The organism is Burkholderia sp. ABCPW 11 (genome assembly GCF_001523445.1).
GTDB lineage: Bacteria > Pseudomonadota > Gammaproteobacteria > Burkholderiales > Burkholderiaceae > Burkholderia.
The window spans coordinates 41,967-58,847 of sequence record NZ_LOVM01000073.1; the positions used below are offsets into that span (position 1 = coordinate 41,967).

Sequence of the window (16,881 nt, forward strand, 5' to 3'; positions counted from 1 at the left end):
ACGCATCCCGGATCGTGCGGCGCGACCGTCCGACGCGGCGCGGCCGACAGTCGACGAAACGAACGGCGCGGTGCCTGCCGGCATCGCGCCGCTTGCGCGTCGATCAGCCACGTGCGTGCCCGCACACCGTTTCGTCACATCGTTCCTCCCCATTGCAGCGGTATACTGGATGCCGTTCGCGCCACTGCACTCGACCTGCACCGCTTGCTGACGATGCGCTTGCAGTCCGGCATCATCCGCCCGCCTCCTCCCAGTCGATCCGAACCGCCATGTCGCACCGTTTTTCGCTCGCCATCGCCGCCCTCCTCGCCGCTTCCCCGATCGTCACGCACGCCCGTCCGCTGTCGCGGCCGCCGGTCGAACGCGAGTTCAAAAGCTGGTCGGTCGTCTGCGACAACGGCAATCGCTGTATCGCGGAAAGTCACGCCGACGATATCGACGATGCACGCGCCGGCCTGATCCTGCGCGTGACGCGCGACGCCGGCCCGGACGCGCAACCGTCGCTCGACCTTTACGCATCGGCGCCGATCGACTTGCGCACGGCCCGCGTCGACGGCCGACCGTTCGATGCGATGCCGGCGCAATGGCATACGTTCGGCGACAAGACCGACGACGAAGCCCGCCCGTTCCGGATCCGGACCAACGATCCGGCCACGGTGGCCGCGTGGCTGGCCGCGGCGCGTAATGCCCAATTGCTGAGCCTCGGCGATCCGGCATCGGCGCCCACCGCGCGTACGCCGTTGTCGGGATTGAATGCCGCGTTGCTGCTGATCGACGATACGCAGGGCCGCGTCGGCACGGTCACGGCGCTGTCGCGCCCCGGCGCCCGGCCTGCGTCGTCGGTACCGGCCGCGCCCGCGTTGCCGCCCGCGGTCACGCCCGCGCCGCCGGCCGACTCGACCCTGTCGAGCGCCGAACAGCGGCCGCTCGTCGATGCGGTGCTCGCGAAATTCGGCGCCGACGTGAAGCAATGTGCAGCCGAGGTCGACGACGAAATGTCGGCGAGCGACCGCAGGAAAGCGTCGCGCGCCGTCGCGATCTCGTCCGACGAGGCGCTCGTCGCGATCCCGTGCCAGACCAGCAGCCTGTATAACCACACCGACCTGTGGTATCGCGTGCGCCGCATCGCGCCGTACATGCCGGCCGCGATGAATTTCGGCGAGAACGCGAGCGCGGGCCTCGATTCGGCGTCGTTCGCGAACGAGCTGACCGACGCCAGTTACGATTCCGCCCGCGCGACGCTGTCGAGCACGGTCAGATTGCGCAGCGCCGGCGATTGCGGCTCGACCGCATCGTGGGTCTTCGACGGCCGGCGCTTCGTGCTCGACGGCCTCGCAACGCACAGCACCTGCAACGGCCTGTTCGAGGCTCGATGGCCGCGCCTGTATCGCCGGGCCGACGCGGCCGGCAGCCCGCACTGACGCGTCACGTCACGCGGCGCCGACGATCGAGATCGAGAATCCGTCCCAGCCCTTCTGCCCGACCGTCTGCACGGCGGTCGTCATGAGTGCGGGCTCGGCCGCGAGGCGCGCGAACCCGTCGCGCACGCCGACCACGTCCGGCTCGCGATTGCCCGGATCGGCGACGCGCCCGTTTCGCACGACGTTGTCGACGACGATCACCGTGCCGGGCCGCGACAGCTTCAGCGCCGCGTCGAGATAAACGGCGTTGTTGTCCTTGTCCGCATCGATGAAGACGAAATCGAACGGCGCCTCACCGGCTTCGACGAGCCGCGCCAGGCTGTCCTTCGCACTGCCGACCACCACCGACACGACCGCCGCCAAGCCGGCGCGCGCGATGTTTTGCGTCGCGACCTTCGCGTGTGCCGGGTTTAGCTCGAGCGTCACGAGCGAGCCGCCCGGCGGCAACGCGCGCGCCAGCCAGATCGTGCTGTAGCCGCCGAGCGTGCCGACTTCGAGAATCCGCCGCGCGCCGCGGATCGTCGCGAGCAGTTGCAACAGCTTGCCCTGATTCGGCGCGACGTTGATCGCGGGCAGCCCGGCCGCGTCGCTCGCCGCCAGCGCGGCATCGAGCGCGGCGTCGGACGGCACGAGCGTCGCCGACAAATACGCATCCACCTGGTTCCATCGATCCTGATCCATCGCGCACCTCTCGTCTGCGGAAAAAACATTCTATGCGCCGCGCCCGATAAGCAACACACCATTCGTTCTAAGGGCAGCCGCGCACGTGCTCCTATAATCGCCGGACGGCAGGACCCTCGACCTTCACAACAACAAACGGAGCACCCATGACCGATCAGGCCAATTCGAACTGGCGCCTCGAAACCATCGCCGTGCACGGCGGTTATCGTCCCGACCCGACCACGCGCGCGGTCGCCGTCCCGATCTACCAGACCGTTGCGTACGCATTCGACGACACGCAGCACGGCGCCGACCTGTTCGACCTGAAGGTCCAGGGCAACATCTACACGCGGATCATGAATCCGACGACGGACGTGCTCGAGCAGCGGATCGCCGCGCTCGAGGGCGGCATCGGCGCCCTCGCGCTCGCATCGGGGCAAGCCGCCGTCACGTATGCGATCCAGACGATCGCCGAAGCAGGCGACAACATCGTGTCCGCGAGTTCGCTGTACGGCGGCACCTACAACCTGTTCGCACATACGCTGCCGCAATACGGGATCGCCACGCGCTTCGCCGATCCGCGCGACCCCGCTTCGTTCGCACCGCTGATCGATGCGCGCACGAAGGCGATCTTCGCGGAATCGGTCGGCAACCCGCTCGGCAACGTCACCGACATCGCCGCGCTCGCGGAGGTCGCGCATCGCCACGGCATCCCGTTGATCGTCGACAACACGGTGCCGTCGCCATACCTGCTGCGCCCGTTCGAACACGGCGCGGACATCGTCGTGCACTCGCTGACGAAATATCTCGGCGGGCACGGCACGAGCCTCGGCGGCGCGATCGTCGATTCGGGCAAGTTCCCGTGGGCCGAGCACGCAGACCGCTTCAAGCGGCTCAACGAGCCGGACGTCAGCTATCACGGCGTCGTCTATACCGATGCGTTCGGGCCGGCAGCCTATATCGGCCGCGCCCGCGTGGTGCCGCTGCGCAACATGGGCGCGGCGATCTCGCCGTTCAATGCGTTCCAGATCCTGCAGGGGATCGAGACGCTCGCGCTGCGCGTCGAGCGGATCAGCGACAACGCGCTGAAGATCGCGCAACACCTCGCGCGCCACGAGCACGTCGAATGGGTGAACTACGCGGGCCTGCCCGATCATCCCGACCATCCGCTCGTCGCGCGCTACCTGTCGGGCCGTGCGCCGGGCATCCTGACGTTCGGCGTGAAGGGCGGACGCGACGGCGGCGCGAAGTTCCAGGATGCGCTGAAGCTGTTCACGCGGCTCGTCAACATCGGCGATACGAAGTCGCTCGCGACGCACCCGGCATCGACCACGCACCGTCAACTGTCGCCGGCCGAACTCGCGAAGGCCGGCGTGAAGGAAGAAACGGTGCGGCTGTCGATCGGCATCGAGCATATCGACGACCTGCTCGCCGATCTCGACCAGGCGCTCGCGCAGCTTTGACCGGAACGGGCGGGCCGGATTGCCGGTGCGCCCCGCATCAAACCGCTTGACCCTGGAGCGGCTTCAAGGTGTTCAATCTCCGGTTGATGCCGGAGCGACGCCCGGCGCGTACGATCGTGCCACGCAGCCTCCGCTGCGACACGCCAACCGCCGAGAGGCCTCATGACACCGACCGCGAAGCTTGCGCTGCTCACGTTACCGCCCGTGCTGGCGGCCTGTCTCGGCGCCCTCGCGGCCGCGTGGCGCGCGCCCGGCCTGAAAACGTCGAGCGTGATCCAGCATTTCACCGGCGGCATCGTGTTCGCGGCCGCCGCGCTCGAACTGCTGCCGCAAGACCGTGCGCATGCGCTGTTTCCGGTCGTCGTCGGCTTCGTGCTCGGGATCGCGCTGATGCTGGCGATTCGCGCGCTGTCGGGTGCGATCGAGACGCGCTTCGAGGACGCGCGCTTGCCCGTGAGCCTGATCGTCGTCACGGCGATCGACCTCGTCGTCGACGGCCTGGTGCTCGGCATCGCCTTTTCCGCGAGCGACGCAAGCGGCATCATCCTGACCGTCGCGCTGACGCTCGAGGTGCTGTTCCTCGCGCTGTCGGTCAGCGCGGCGCTGGCCGCGGCCGGCACCGGCCGCACGCCGTCGATCGTCGTGCCGGTCGCGCTCGCGGCGCTGCTGAGCCTCGCGGCCGTTGCAGGCAACGCGGCGTTCGCGGGACTGCCGGCGAATATCTATGCGGCGCTTCTGGGGCTGGGCACCGTCGCGCTGTTGTACCTCGTCGTCGAAGAACTGCTGGTCGAAGCGCACGAGGTACCCGAAACGCCGTTCGCGACGGCCTCGTTCTTCATCGGCTTCATCGCGTTCTTCCTGATCGAGGGATCCGTGAAGGCCGGGTAGGCCGCGCGCGACGGCGTGACGGTGTGACGGCTACCACGTCGTCGCGCCGGTCGGCCAGGTATCGACGATGCGCGTGCCGTTGACCGGCGTGACACCCTCGCTGCGCAGCGCGGTCCACAGGTCGATCGCATGTTCGCGCGATTTTCGGGTGCCGTCGTCGGTCAGCACGTTCAACGCGATCACTTCGTCGCGTGTCGTCAGTTGCAATTGCTCCTTCAGCTTGCGCGACTGATGCGACACGGTACGAACGTCGCCGAGCACGATCCGTTTCGCCGCGACGGTCGACGCGTCGCCGGCATCGGCCGGCACGAACGTCAGCCAGCCAGCGGCGACTTCGCATTGTCCGCGCGCGAACGTCGCGGTCCACGCGCCGGCCGGCACGGCCGCCAACTCGCAGCGCATCCGCTCGCTCGCGCGGCGACCGACGTCGTGCGCCGGCGCGTGCGACAGCGCACGTTCCGGCCAGCCTGCCGCCATCGCGGCCGTCGACATCAGGTACGCGGCCAGCACGATCCCTTTCGCGACATTGCGCATCGCACTCTCCTTTCCTGAACGATCAAAGCCCCGCGAAGCGGTTGTCGTGCGCATCGACCAGCGGCGACTTCTCGCCGCGATGAACGGCCGCGCGATGAATCTCCCGATTGCGAGCGACGGCGGCCGGGCTCGCCGGATAGTCGCGAGTCGGGCTCGGGATCACGCCGTCGTGACGCGCGCGCACCAGCTCCTGAATCACGTCCTGACGGCGCTTCGGCTGCGCGGCCACGGCCTGCGAGAAGGCCACGATCGACAGTGCGGCAACGGTGACGGCGATCGTCGGGCGTGGAATGTTCATCTGGATGGCTCCTTATTGGAATGCCGTGACGGGAGCGCTCACTTTGATCCTGCGGCGGTGCGGATTCGTGATCGCTTCATGACGGTTTCGTCACCGTTCCGCCACGCGCGCCACGTGACGAAAATTTCATGTTCCGATCAGGTTCGCGATGGGCCGCGCCGCTACGATCGGAACGGTAGCGGGCCTTGCCCGTTCCCATCCACGCAACGGGTCGCTGCCGTACAGCACGATCACGCATTAGGCCCGGGCTCGTCGAGTGCCGGGCCGTTTTTTACGCGTGTCCGACGATTCACCGCGCGGATTTTCGCTGCGGGTACAGGCATGGATGCGTTTTCACATACAGGTTCGGATTGCCGCAGCGGTGCCCCGCATAGTCGATCTGCTCGCCAGTCATCGTGCCGGCCGGCACCGGCTTGCGCATGGCGGCCGGCGCAGTAGCCGTGGTACTGGAGCGTGTCGACGATGCGCAGCCCGCGAACGACGGAACGATCAGGACTGCGATCAAGGCGAGACGAATGGCAGCACGGTGCAATTTTCGATCCGGAATGAAGGCTTGAATGGCGCCGCCCGCTATCGGTACTGCAGTGGCGACCGGCACGAACGCCGCCGGCTCGGTCGGCCAACGGCAGACTTCATGTTCCGCTTCCCGCTCATCGCACCGATGACGCGAACATGACGGTTGCGTCATGTCGAACGAGTCCGCACGGCGCACTGGCGCGCGCCGCAATCTGACGCATTTTTCATCTCGCGATCACGATCGCGCACGGCCGCTTTCGCATACTGGGTCCATGGTTCGCCACCCGGCGGCCGCGATCAAGGAGAGCATCGATGAAAACCGCAAAACTCGCAGCATGGTTCGTCACCGCCACGCTGTCGCTCGGCATGGCCACGCAGGCCGCGCTCGCCCAAACGCAAACGCAAGGCAAGTCCCGCTCGCAGGTCGTCAACGAACTGAAGCAGGCGCAGCACGACGGAGTCGTGCCGACGAGCAAGACGCAGTACCCGCCGACCGGCGAGATCGTTGCACGCAACAAGGAACTGCACGGAATTTCGGTGCATGGCGGCGAGAAGAAGCCGCAGACCGACAATCACGACGACCTGACCGCGAAGCAATGACGCCCAGCCCCACGGCCGCAGGCAACGCGCCGCGCGCGGCTGCCTTGCGGCGAACGCGCGGGCGTGTGCACCCGCGCCGTCAGGTGCCGATGGCGGCCGGCCGTTCAGGCGCGGCCGGCCGTCGCGGAAAGCGCAGCCAGAAGGTCGTGCGGCGACCCGGCTCGCTGTCGACGCCGCATTCGCCGCCGTGATTGTCCATGATCGACCGGACGATCGCGAGGCCGAGCCCCGTGCCTGACGCCGAATCGTGCCGCGACGGATCGACGCGATAGAAGCGCTCGAAAATCCGCCCGACGTGCTCCGCCGCGATGCCGGGCCCCGTGTCCGACACGGCGATCGTCGTCGCGCCGCCTTGCTCGACGCAATCGATCGTCACGACGCTGCCGCGCGGCGCATAGGTCAGCGCATTCGACAGCAGGTTGCTCAACGCGCGCTGGTACAGCGTCAGATCCGCATCGACCCACGCATGGCCGTCGACCTTCACCGTCACGCCCTCGTCTTCCGCAAGCGGCTCGTAGTAGCCGGCCACCCGCTGGGCCTCCTCCGCCGCATTCAGGCGCCGCACATCGATCGACGTGCCGGCCTGCTCCGAACGCGCGAGAAACAGCATGTCCTCGATCATCCGCGACAGCCGCTGGTATTCGTCGATGCTCGACTCGATCACGCTCCGGTATTCGTCCGCGCTGCGCGGTTGCGACAGCACGACCTGCGCGGCCGCCTGCAGGTTCGTCAGCGGCGTGCGCATGTCGTGCGCAAGATTCGACGAGAACTGGCTCAGCCGCGTGAACGATTCGTTCAGCCGCGCAAGCATCCCGTTGAACGCATGCTCGAGTTCCTTCAGCTCGCCTGACGTATCGAGTTCAGGCAGCGGATGCGCGAGCCGGCTCGTCGACATCTGCTCGGCGCGCGCCGCGAATCGTCGCAGCGGGCTCAGCCCGAGCGCCGCGACGCCGTATGCGATCGCGGCCGCGAGCACCACGCCGAACACCTCGATCACGACGATCGTATAAGCGTGCGTGCGCAACAGCAGCACGTCGGCGCTGCGGTCGTATTGCACGGCGACGCGCACCACGGGCGCCCCGGCGCCGGCGAGCGGCACGCCCGTCAGCAGATACCGGTGCCGCACGCCGGGCGCGGCGATGCCGACCGGCACGCGCCCGGCGTTCGTCGACAGCAGCGGCGCATACGGGCGGAAGCCCGGCGTGCCGACGAGGCGCGCACCGCCGGCATCGAAGATCGCGAGATCCATGTTCGGATGCCCGTGCAACTGGTCGATCCAGATATCGGCGTTGCGCGCGACGTCGGCCGTCGTGCGCGCCTCGGCCAGATGCGCCCCCAGTGCGGCGGAAATGCCGGCCATCTGCTCGGCCGCCGTGGCTTCGACGCGGTTGCTCAGCGCCTCGTACAGTGCGACGCCGCTCGACGCGAGGATCACCGACGTCGACAGGATGATCAGCGCGGTCAGGCGGCCGCGCAGCGTGCGCGGCAGCAGGCGCGCGATCATGCGGCCGCGCCGCCGCGCGTTTCGAGCACGTAGCCCATCCCGCGCACCGTGTGGATCAGCTTCGGTTCGTACGCGTCGTCGATCTTCGAGCGCAGCCGGCGAATCGCCGAATCGACGACGTTCGTGTCGCTGTTGAAGTTCATGTCCCACACCTGCGATGCGATGGTCGCGCGCGGCAGGATCTCGCCTTCGCGGCGCATCAGCAGCCACAGCAGCGCGAACTCCTTCGCGGTCAGCAGGATCGTGTCGCCCTGCCGCGTGGCCTTGCGGCGCGTCAGGTCGAGTTCGAGATCGGCCACGCGCAGCGTGTTCGAGTCGCGCGGCTGGCCGCGCCGCAGGATCGACTTGATGCGCGCGGTCAGCTCGACGAAATCGAACGGCTTCGCGAGATAGTCGTCCGCGCCGAGTTCGAGCCCCTTCACGCGATCGCCGACGTCGTCGCGCGCGGTGAGGAACAGCACGGGCGTCGACTTGCTGCGCCGCAGGTTCTGCAGCAGCGTCCAGCCGTCCTGCCCGGGCAGCATCACGTCGAGTACGAGCAGGTCGTACTCCTCCGTTTCGGCCTGGTGCTGGCCCGTGATGCCGTCCTCGACCCAGTCGACGACGTAGCCGGCCTCGGTCAGGCCCTTGCGCAGATATGCGCCCGTCTTCGGTTCATCCTCGACAATCAGAATTCGCATCACGCATTACCCTTGAAGAAACCCAGCCGGCTCAGCACGCGGGCACAGACGCCGCCGCGCAACGCCGTGCGCCACGACACCGCATGGCTGACACGGTACAGCACCGGCAGCACCAGCAGCGTCAACGCCGTGGACGACAGGATACCGCCGATCACGACCGTCGCGAGCGGGCGCTGCACCTCGGCGCCGGTGCCGGTCGCGAACGCCATCGGCAAGAAGCCGAGCGATGCGACCAGCGCGGTCATCAGCACGGGCCGCAGCCGCGTGAGCGCGCCGTCGCGCACGGCTGCGTCGAGCGGCATCCCTTCGTCGCGCAGGTTGCGGATGAACGAGATCATCACGAGCCCGTTGAGCACGGCCACGCCGGACAGCGCGATGAAACCGACCGCCGCCGTGATCGACAGCGGAATCCCGCGCAGCCACAGCGACACGACGCCCCCGCTCAGCGCGAACGGAATGCCGGTGAACACCAGCAGCCCGTCCTTCACGTTGTTGAACATCACGAACAGCAACACGAACACCATGAACAGCGCGAGCGGCACGACGAGCTTCAGGCGCTCGCTCGCGCTTTGCAGCTGCTCGAATTGCCCGCCCCACGACACCCAGTACCCGGCCGGCACACGCACATCCTGCTGCAACTGCTCGCGCGCATCGGCGACGAACGAGCCGACGTCGCGGCCGCGCACGTTCGCGCTGACCACCACCCGCCGCTTGCCGTCCTCGCGGCTGATCTGGTTCGGGCCCGGCGCCACGTCGATCGTCGCGAGCTCCGCGAGCGGCACGTACGGCGCCGCCGCGAGCGGCGCGCTGGCGCCCGCGGCCGGCGCGGGCAGCGCGATCGGCAGCCGCTTGATCGCCTCGATGTCGGAGCGCAGCTCGTCGGGCAACCGCACGACGATGTCGAAGCGGCGGTCGCCCTGGAACAGCGTGCCGGCCTTCCGCCCGCCGACGGCCGCGGCCACCGAATCCTGCAGGTCGGCGACGCTCACGCCGTAGCGCGCGAGCTTGTCGCGGTCGAGGTTGACGGTCAGCACCGCCAGGCCCGTGGTCTGCTCGACCTTCACCTCCGACGCGCCCGGCACCTTCTGCAGTGCAGCCGCGATCTGCTCGCCCGTCCGGTTCAACACGGCCATGTCGTCGCCGAAGAGCTTCACGGCGACGTCGCTGCGCACACCCGAGATCAGCTCGTTGAAGCGCAGCTGGATCGGCTGCGAGAACTCGTACGCGTTGCCCGGCAGCTCGGCGAGCGCGTCCTCGATCTCGCGCACGAGCCGGTCGCGCGGCTTCTTCGGATCGGGCCACGTGTCGGCCGGCTTCAGCATGATGTAGCCGTCCGACAGGTTCGGCGGCATCGGGTCGGCCGCGATCTCGGCCGTGCCGGTGCGTGCGAACACGCGCTCGATCTCGGGGAAGCGTGCCTTCAGCGTCTTCTCGATCGACTTCTGCATCTCGACCGACTGCGACAGGCTCGTGCCGGGAATCCGCAGCGCGGACACGGCCAGATCGCCCTCGTTCAGGCTCGGGATGAACTCGCTGCCGAGGCGCGTCGCCAGCCCCAGCGTGACCAGCACGATCGCACCCGCCCCGGTCATCACGCGCGCCGGGCGCGTCATGAACGCGGCGAGCACCGGTTCGTACGCGCGCCGCGCCCAGCCCATCAGCCGGTTTTCCTTCTCCTCGACCCGCTCGCCGATGAACAATGCGACGGCCGCCGGAATGAACGTGACGGTCAGCACCATCGCGGCGGCGAGCGCCATCACGACGGTCGTCGCCATCGGGTGGAACATCTTGCCTTCAACGCCGGTCAGCGCGAAGATCGGCAGGTACACCACCATGATGATCAGTTGCCCGAAGATCAGCGCGCGGCGCGCCTCCTGCGAGGCGCCGAACACTTCGGCAAAACGCTCGGCGCGCGTGAGCGGCCGCCCGGCCGCCGCCTGCGCATGCGCGAGCCGCCGCACGCAGTTCTCGACGATCACCACCGCGCCGTCTACGATGATCCCGAAATCGAGCGCGCCGAGGCTCATCAGGTTGGCGCTCACCTTCGCGTTGACCATCCCGGTGAAGGTCATCAGCATCGACAGCGGAATCACGAGCGCGGTGATCAGCGCCGCGCGGATGTTGCCGAGGAACAGGAACAGCACAGCTATCACGAGCACCGCGCCTTCGAGCAGGTTCTTCTTCACCGTCGCGACGGCCTTCTCGACGAGCACCGTGCGGTCGTACACCGGAATCGCTCTCACGCCGGCCGGCAGCGTGCGGTTCACGTCCTCCATCTTCGCAGCGACGGCCTTCGACACCGTCCGGCTGTTCTCGCCCATCAGCATGAACACCGTGCCGAGCACGACTTCCTCGCCGTTCGACGTCGCGGCGCCGGTGCGCAGTTCGCGGCCGATGTCGACCGCGCCGACGTCCTTCATCCGCACCGGCACGCCGCCGACGTTGGTCAGCACGATGTTCGCGATGTCGTCGACGGTGCGCGCCTGGCCCGGCACGCGCACGAGATACTGCTCGCCGCGCTTTTCGATGTAGCCGGCGCCGACGTTGTCGTTGTTGCGCTCCAGCGCGCGCACGACGTCGGCGAGCGTCAGCCCGTACGACATCAGCTTCGCCGGATTCGGCGCGACGCGGTACTCCTTCACGTAGCCACCGATCGAGTTGACCTCGGTCACGCCGCGCACGTTGCGCAACTGCGGCCGCACGACCCAGTCCTGCAGCTCGCGCAGGTCGGCCGCCGTATAGCGCGTGCCGTCGGGCTTGCGCGCGTTGGCGTCGGCCTCGACGGTCCACAGGTAGATCTCGCCGAGGCCCGTCGACGTCGGCCCCATCGCGGGCGCGATGCCGGCCGGCAGCTTGTCCTTCGCTTCCTGAATGCGCTCGTTGACGAGCTGCCGCGCGAAGTAGATGTCGGTGCCGTCCTTGAAGATCACGGTGACCTGCGACAGCCCGTAGCGCGAGATCGAGCGCGTCTGCTCCAGCCCCGGCAGCCCGGCCATCGCGGTCTCGACCGGATAGGTGATGCGCTGCTCGGCCTCGAGCGGCGAGTAGCCGGGCGCGGACGTGTTGATCTGCACCTGCACGTTGGTGATGTCGGGCACCGCGTCGATCGGCAGGCGCTGGTAGCTGAACACGCCCAGCGCGGCCACGGCCGCGATCGCCAGCATCACGAGCCAGCGGTGCGCAATCGCAAAGCGGATCAGACGCTCAAACATGTCGGGATTCCTTGAAGCGGAGCACGGTGGCCCGCACCGGACGGGCCGAGCGGCCGGTCGACCGGCCGCTCGGAAAGCAAGCCGCATGAAGAGCCGCCAGCCTCGCCACGGCGCATGCGTATTGCCGCTCATTCATGTTCCGCGCTCCCCTTGCCGAGTTCCGCCTTCAGCACGAAGCTGTTCGACGCCGCGTATTCCTGGCCGGGCTGGAGCCCCTTCAGCACTTCCGTCGCGCGTTCGTCGCGCCGCCCCGTCTCGACGGCCTGCGCGACGAAGCCTTTCGGCGAGCGCACGAACACCGACGGCACACCGTCGACGTCCTGCAGCGCGTCGCTCGCGACCGCGAGCAGCACGCCCTGCGCACCCGCATCGACCGACACGTTCACGAACATCCCCGGGCGCCACACGCGGTCCGGATTCGGCAGCACGACGCGCGCCGGCGCGGTGCGCGTCTGCTCGCCGAGCAGCGACCCCACGTACGCGATCGGGCCGCTCGAACGCGATTCGAACGCGGTCGCGATCACCGTCGCGTCGCGGCCGACGCGTACGTCGCCGAGCCGCTGCGCGGGCACCGCCATCTCGGCCCACACGGTGGACAGGTCGGAAATCACGAACATGCTCGCGTCGGCGGCGATCGCCTCGCCGGGCGTCGCATGTTTCTCGACGATCGTGCCCGCGAACGGCGCGCGCAGTTCGTAACGGTTCAGCGCGCCCGCGCCGACTGGCGCGTTCAGCGCGGCGAGCTTCTGCCGCGCGTTCTGCACGGCGATCTCGGCCTCGCGCAACTGCACCTGGGCCTGCTGGTAATCCTGTTCGGCCGAAATCCGTTCCTGCCACAACGTGCGTTCGCGCTCGTAGGTCGCGCGCGCCCCTGCCAGACGGCGCTCGGCCGTCAGCAACTCGCTGCGGCGGTCGGCCAGATCGGTGCTCGCGATCACCGCGAGCACCTGCCCCTTCGCGACGTTCTGCCCGAGCGACACCGACACCTGCTCGACGATGCCGGCCACGCGCGGCACCACGTGCGCGGTGCGATCCTCGTTGAACTTGATTTCGCCCGGCAACTGGAACGGCGTCGCGATCTGCGCGGGGCCGGCCTTCGCAAGCGCGATCCTCGACGTCGCGAGTTGCGCGTCGCTCAGCGCGATCGCACCGTCGGTGCGCGCGAACGGGAACGATGCCGCATCGTTGCCAGCCTTCACGTCGATCGTCGCATCGAACACGTGCGGCTTCGCGATCGACTGCGCCGACACGAACTTCCGGCCGGCCGCGTCGAACCGCAACGGTTCGCGCGTACGGTCGTACCGCACCAGCGTGCCGGACACGGTCACGCCGTCGATCGCAGGCTTGCCGTCGACGAATGGATAGACGACGAGCCGCGCGTCGCCGGGCTTTTCCGTCATCACGATCTCGACCGACAGCTTGCCGCGCTCGAGCACGACACCGCCGCGCGCGCCGGCGCCCTCGGCCGGCTGCGTGGCTTCGGCGGCCGTCGGCGCCGATGCGCTGCTGCCGCCCCGCGCGACGGCGAGCGCGCCGATCACGATCCCTGCGCCACCGAGCACGGCGGCCGCCATAACGAAGATTCTGCTGCGTGACATGATGATCCTTCCGGTGAGAGCGGCGCTTAGCGCGCGACGGCCGCGAGCGGCGTGCCGACGAGCCGGCCGATATCGGCGCGAGCCGCATGGGCGCCGGCGAGCGCACGGACGTATTGCGACTGCCCCAGGAACAGCGTGCGCTGCGCGTCGAGCACGTCGAGGAAGCTGAACTTCCCGAGCTCGTAGCCGCGCGACATCGCGTCGAGCGCAAGACGCGCGGCCGGCAGGATGTCGGATTTCAGCCGCTGCGCTTCCTGCTCGGCGGCCTCGAAATTCGCGTACGCCTGCGCGAGCTCCAGCCGCAGGCGCGTGCGTTCGCGATCGAGATCGGCGTTCGCGCGCTCGGCCTTGTGCGTCGCCTCGAGCAGCGCACCCCGGTTCGTGTTGAACAGCGGAATCGGGATCGATATGCCGACCACGGCCTGGTTGTCGGGCACGCCGCCTGTGGTCACGCGCTTCACGCCCGCGCTAACCGTCACGTCCGGAACGCGGCGCGCGCGTTCGAGCGACACGGCCGCATTCGCGCGCAGCAGCTCGGCGCGCGCGACCCGCGCGAGCGGTGCGTCGTCGAGCTGCGCGGTCAACGCGGACAGCGGCTCGACCGGCGGCACGTTTTCCAGGTCGCCGCGCACCGCGAGCCGGTCGCTGCGCGCTTCGCCCATCACGGCGTTCAGCTTCTCGCGCGCAACCTCGACACGGCCGCGCGCGGTCACCGCTTCGATCTGCACGCCGGCCGCCGCGACCTGCGCCTTGGTCGCCTCGACCGGCGACACCTTGCCGGCCTGCGCGCGGCGCGCCGCGAGATCCGCGGAGCGCGCGGCGATCGCGGCCGATTCCTCGGTCACCTGTAGCTGGCGCTGTGCGGCGAGCAGCCCGTAGAACGCGGCGATCACGTCGGCGCGCACCGCGGCGCCCTGCTCGTCGAGCGAGGCGCTCGCCGCCTCGCGGCCGTACGACGCGACATCGAGCCGTGCGCGGCGCTTGCCGCCCAGTTCGATGGCCTGGCCGATCATCGCGGTGGACGTGCGTTCGGCGCGGCTGAAGCCTTCCTGCAGGAACGACACTTCGGGATTCGGGCGCGCGCCGGCCTGCATCAACGCGCCGGCCGATGCATCGACGTCCGCGCGCGCGCCGCGCAGCGCCGGATTGTTCCGCGCCGCGACCGCGAGCGCATCGGACAGCGTCAATGACGGCGCAGGAAGCGCGCCGGATGGCGGTGCGCCGATCGGCGTCGCGCTGCCGGCTGCGGTCGTGGCCGGCCCCGGCGTCGGCGACGGCTGTGCATGAGCCGTCGCGGCCATCGCGAAGACGATGGCCGCGGCGAGGTTGAGCTTGAGCATGTTCGGTTCTGCGGTAACGGTTCGCGACCGATGCTACGGACCGGCCGCAGTGCGAACATGAGGCGAAGATGATATTTCCGTCATGTCGGGTGCAGCGGCACGCAGGCGTGCGACCGCCCTGCGGGAACGGCATGCCGCGTCGAAGATCGGGAGGACGGGTTGAACGTACCGCGCGACGCGCGCACGGAAGATTGCAGGTTGTCGAGGAATCGGTACGCGTGCGCGGCAGGCCCGCGCACTCGGATCAGGCGAGCCCTTGCTTCGCGCGCCGCCGCTGCACGAGCCAGTCGAGCAGTTGCTGCCCGTCGCGTTCGCCGAACCAGCGCGCGTGCCCGATCAGGTAGCCGTCGTACGCGATGTCGACGATCGCCGGCGCATCGATGATGCAGCCGAAATACGCGACTTCCGACAGCGCGAACTCCGTATGCACGATCGGCAGCAGCGCGACCAGCGCCGCATACGCGTCGTCGCTCAACGGTTCGAGCGATTCGTAGCCGTCGAGCAGCGCGTCGATCTGGTCGTATTCGACGCGCCGCGCATCGGCCGGCGCCATCCAGTCGACCGTATTGCGCTCGATCGCGAGCGCGAGGTCCATGACCGCGCAGGTGCGGTCAGACAAGCCGAAATCGAGCACGGTCCGGACCTGCGCGCCGGGCCCCGCCTCCGTCCACAACAGGTTCGACGCGTGCCAGTCGCCGTGCGTCCACAGCGGCGGCAACGCCGGCAGCAGCGGCACGAGGCGCGCGTGATACGGGCCGATCGCGTCGGCCACGTCGCCACGCCAGTCGCGCGAGCCGAGCGCACGCACGAGCAGCGGCTGCGCGTCGACCCAGCGTTCGAGCGCGCCCGCCAGATCGGCGCACGACAGCACGCGAAAGCTCGACAGCAGCGTGCGCACGGGCCGCGCGGGCGCATCGTAGCCGGCCGACGCGCGATGCAGCTCGGCCAGCGCGCGGCCGGCCGCATACGCATGCGATGGATGCGTGAACGGCTGCCACGACATCACGCCGCGATACGGATCGACGCCGGGTGCGAGCACGTGCACCTCGTACGTCCATTCGCCGGACGCGAACGCGGTCGCACCGTTGCGATCGGCCAGCACGTCCACCACCGGCATCCCGCGCGCGCGCAGATGCGCGATGAAGCGATGCTCTTCCTCGAGCCCGGCGACATCGCGCAGGCTCGCGTGATGACGCTTGACGAACAACCCGCGCCCGTCGGCCATCCGCACCAGCACGGCGGCCGCGAACTGCCGCGGGCTGTGCCACGTCAGCCGCACCGGTTCGCCCGCGCCGTCGATCCGCGCGAGCACGGCCGCCACTTCGTCGTGCGTGATCAGCGGCCAGTCGCGTTCGGCCTGCTCGCCATCGACGCCGAATTGCGGCGGCGCGACGTCGCGCGACAGGGGGCCGTCCGGCTCGAGGGGGAATGACATGAACGGCGTTGCTCCGTAGTTGAATCCGTGCGCGAATCAGCGCGCGCCGCCGCCCGATGCGAGCGGGCCGCCGGCGGCTGCACGCAATGCGGCGGCCGTCCGGCTCCAGTCGCGCCAGCCGACGACGGCCAGCCCGATGAACAGCGCATAGAGTCCGGCCGTCAGATACAGTTCCTTGAACACGAACATCCCGACGTACACGACGTTCACGACGATCCACAGTCCCCACGACGCGATGTAGCGCCGTGCGGTCCAGTATTGCGCGACGAGGCTGAACGCGGTCAGCGACGCATCGACGAACGGCAGCGCCGCATCGGTCCAGCGCGCCATCATCCCGCCGAGCAGCGCGCTGCCGACGACGGCCGCGATCAGGTCGGGCAGCATCTGCCGGGGCCGCACGCCGGTCACGGGTGCGACATCGCCGGCCGGCGCCGCCTCGCCGTCGGCACCGCCGGCGGCCTCGCTCGCGCGCTGCGCGAGCCAGCGCTGCCAGCCGTACACCTGCAGCACCGCGAACGCGCCCTGCAGCAGCATGTCGGAATACAGCTTCGCGTCGAAGAAGATCCAGCCGTACAGCGCGACCGATGCGAGGCCGACCGGCCAGCACAGCATGCGCCGTTTCGCGGTCAGCCAGATCGCGAGCGCGCTGACGATCACGCCGGCGATTTCGAGTGGGGACATCGTCTGTGCTCTCCTGGTGGGCTGCCGGGGCCGCGCGTCACGCGGCCGATT

15 protein-coding genes are annotated in these 16,881 nt (G+C 69.0%); 4 read left to right on the forward strand and 11 right to left on the reverse strand.

The window, feature by feature from the left end; genetic code table 11:
* Positions 1-269 precede the first annotated feature (269 nt).
* Positions 270-1,421, forward strand: coding sequence for a DUF1176 domain-containing protein (locus WS61_RS24110; protein WP_179949703.1), 1,152 nt, complete (start codon positions 270-272; stop codon positions 1,419-1,421).
* Positions 1,422-1,430: 9 nt separating this feature from the next.
* Here WS61_RS24110 and WS61_RS24115 read toward each other — a convergent pair whose 3' ends face one another.
* A complete protein-coding gene (locus tag WS61_RS24115) occupies positions 1,431-2,102 on the reverse strand; it encodes an O-methyltransferase (protein WP_059504163.1) in 672 nt (223 codons plus the stop codon).
* Between the two features lie 146 nt (positions 2,103-2,248).
* On the opposite strand from WS61_RS24115, the gene WS61_RS24120 reads away from it, so the two are divergent.
* Positions 2,249-3,544 (forward strand): O-acetylhomoserine aminocarboxypropyltransferase/cysteine synthase family protein, encoded by a 1,296-nt coding sequence (locus WS61_RS24120; RefSeq protein ID WP_059504164.1) that lies wholly within the window; start codon positions 2,249-2,251, stop codon positions 3,542-3,544.
* A 162-nt stretch (positions 3,545-3,706) separates the two neighbouring features.
* The gene (locus WS61_RS24125) at positions 3,707-4,432 is read left to right on the forward strand and encodes a hypothetical protein (protein ID WP_059504166.1); all 726 of its coding nucleotides are present in this window, start codon (positions 3,707-3,709) and stop codon (positions 4,430-4,432) included.
* 30 nt (positions 4,433-4,462) lie between these two features.
* Here the strand turns inward: WS61_RS24125 and WS61_RS24130 are convergent, their stop codons facing one another.
* From WS61_RS24130 to WS61_RS24140, 3 genes are all read right to left on the reverse strand, one after another.
* A complete protein-coding gene (locus WS61_RS24130) occupies positions 4,463-4,966 on the reverse strand; it encodes a hypothetical protein (protein WP_059504167.1) in 504 nt (167 codons plus the stop codon).
* 22 nt (positions 4,967-4,988) lie between these two features.
* Positions 4,989-5,264, reverse strand: coding sequence for a DUF4148 domain-containing protein (locus WS61_RS24135; RefSeq protein ID WP_059504170.1), 276 nt, complete (start codon positions 5,262-5,264; stop codon positions 4,989-4,991).
* A 289-nt stretch (positions 5,265-5,553) separates the two neighbouring features.
* Positions 5,554-5,952 carry a hypothetical protein gene (locus WS61_RS24140; RefSeq protein ID WP_257127356.1) on the reverse strand — a complete coding sequence of 133 codons (399 nt, stop codon included), beginning with the start codon at positions 5,950-5,952 and terminating at the stop codon, positions 5,554-5,556.
* 140 nt (positions 5,953-6,092) lie between these two features.
* Between WS61_RS24140 and WS61_RS24145 the strand changes: the two genes are divergently transcribed.
* Positions 6,093-6,380 (forward strand): DUF4148 domain-containing protein, encoded by a 288-nt coding sequence (locus WS61_RS24145; RefSeq protein WP_059504172.1) that lies wholly within the window; start codon positions 6,093-6,095, stop codon positions 6,378-6,380.
* 79 nt (positions 6,381-6,459) lie between these two features.
* On the opposite strand, the gene WS61_RS24150 is transcribed toward WS61_RS24145, so the two are convergent.
* From WS61_RS24150 to pnuC, 7 genes are all read right to left on the reverse strand, one after another.
* A complete protein-coding gene (locus tag WS61_RS24150; RefSeq protein ID WP_059504174.1) occupies positions 6,460-7,884 on the reverse strand; it encodes a heavy metal sensor histidine kinase in 1,425 nt (474 codons plus the stop codon).
* Positions 7,881-8,564 carry a heavy metal response regulator transcription factor IrlR gene (gene irlR, locus WS61_RS24155; protein WP_034205392.1) on the reverse strand — a complete coding sequence of 228 codons (684 nt, stop codon included), beginning with the start codon at positions 8,562-8,564 and terminating at the stop codon, positions 7,881-7,883. Before irlR ends, WS61_RS24150 begins: the two co-directional genes overlap by 4 nt.
* Complete coding sequence (locus WS61_RS24160; protein WP_059504177.1) at positions 8,564-11,776, reverse strand: efflux RND transporter permease subunit; 3,213 nt, start codon at positions 11,774-11,776, stop codon at positions 8,564-8,566. Before WS61_RS24160 ends, irlR begins: the two co-directional genes overlap by 1 nt.
* Before the next feature lie 128 nt (positions 11,777-11,904).
* Positions 11,905-13,374, reverse strand: a complete 1,470-nt coding sequence (locus tag WS61_RS24165) for an efflux RND transporter periplasmic adaptor subunit (RefSeq protein ID WP_059504179.1) — start codon at positions 13,372-13,374, stop codon at positions 11,905-11,907.
* A gap of 26 nt (positions 13,375-13,400) precedes the next feature.
* The gene (locus tag WS61_RS24170) at positions 13,401-14,714 is read right to left on the reverse strand and encodes a TolC family protein (protein ID WP_059504181.1); all 1,314 of its coding nucleotides are present in this window, start codon (positions 14,712-14,714) and stop codon (positions 13,401-13,403) included.
* A 244-nt stretch (positions 14,715-14,958) separates the two neighbouring features.
* Positions 14,959-16,149 carry a phosphotransferase enzyme family protein gene (locus WS61_RS24175; protein ID WP_059504183.1) on the reverse strand — a complete coding sequence of 397 codons (1,191 nt, stop codon included), beginning with the start codon at positions 16,147-16,149 and terminating at the stop codon, positions 14,959-14,961.
* 36 nt (positions 16,150-16,185) lie between these two features.
* Positions 16,186-16,830 carry a nicotinamide riboside transporter PnuC gene (pnuC, locus tag WS61_RS24180; RefSeq protein WP_059504185.1) on the reverse strand — a complete coding sequence of 215 codons (645 nt, stop codon included), beginning with the start codon at positions 16,828-16,830 and terminating at the stop codon, positions 16,186-16,188.
* Between the last annotated feature and the right edge of the window lie 51 nt (positions 16,831-16,881).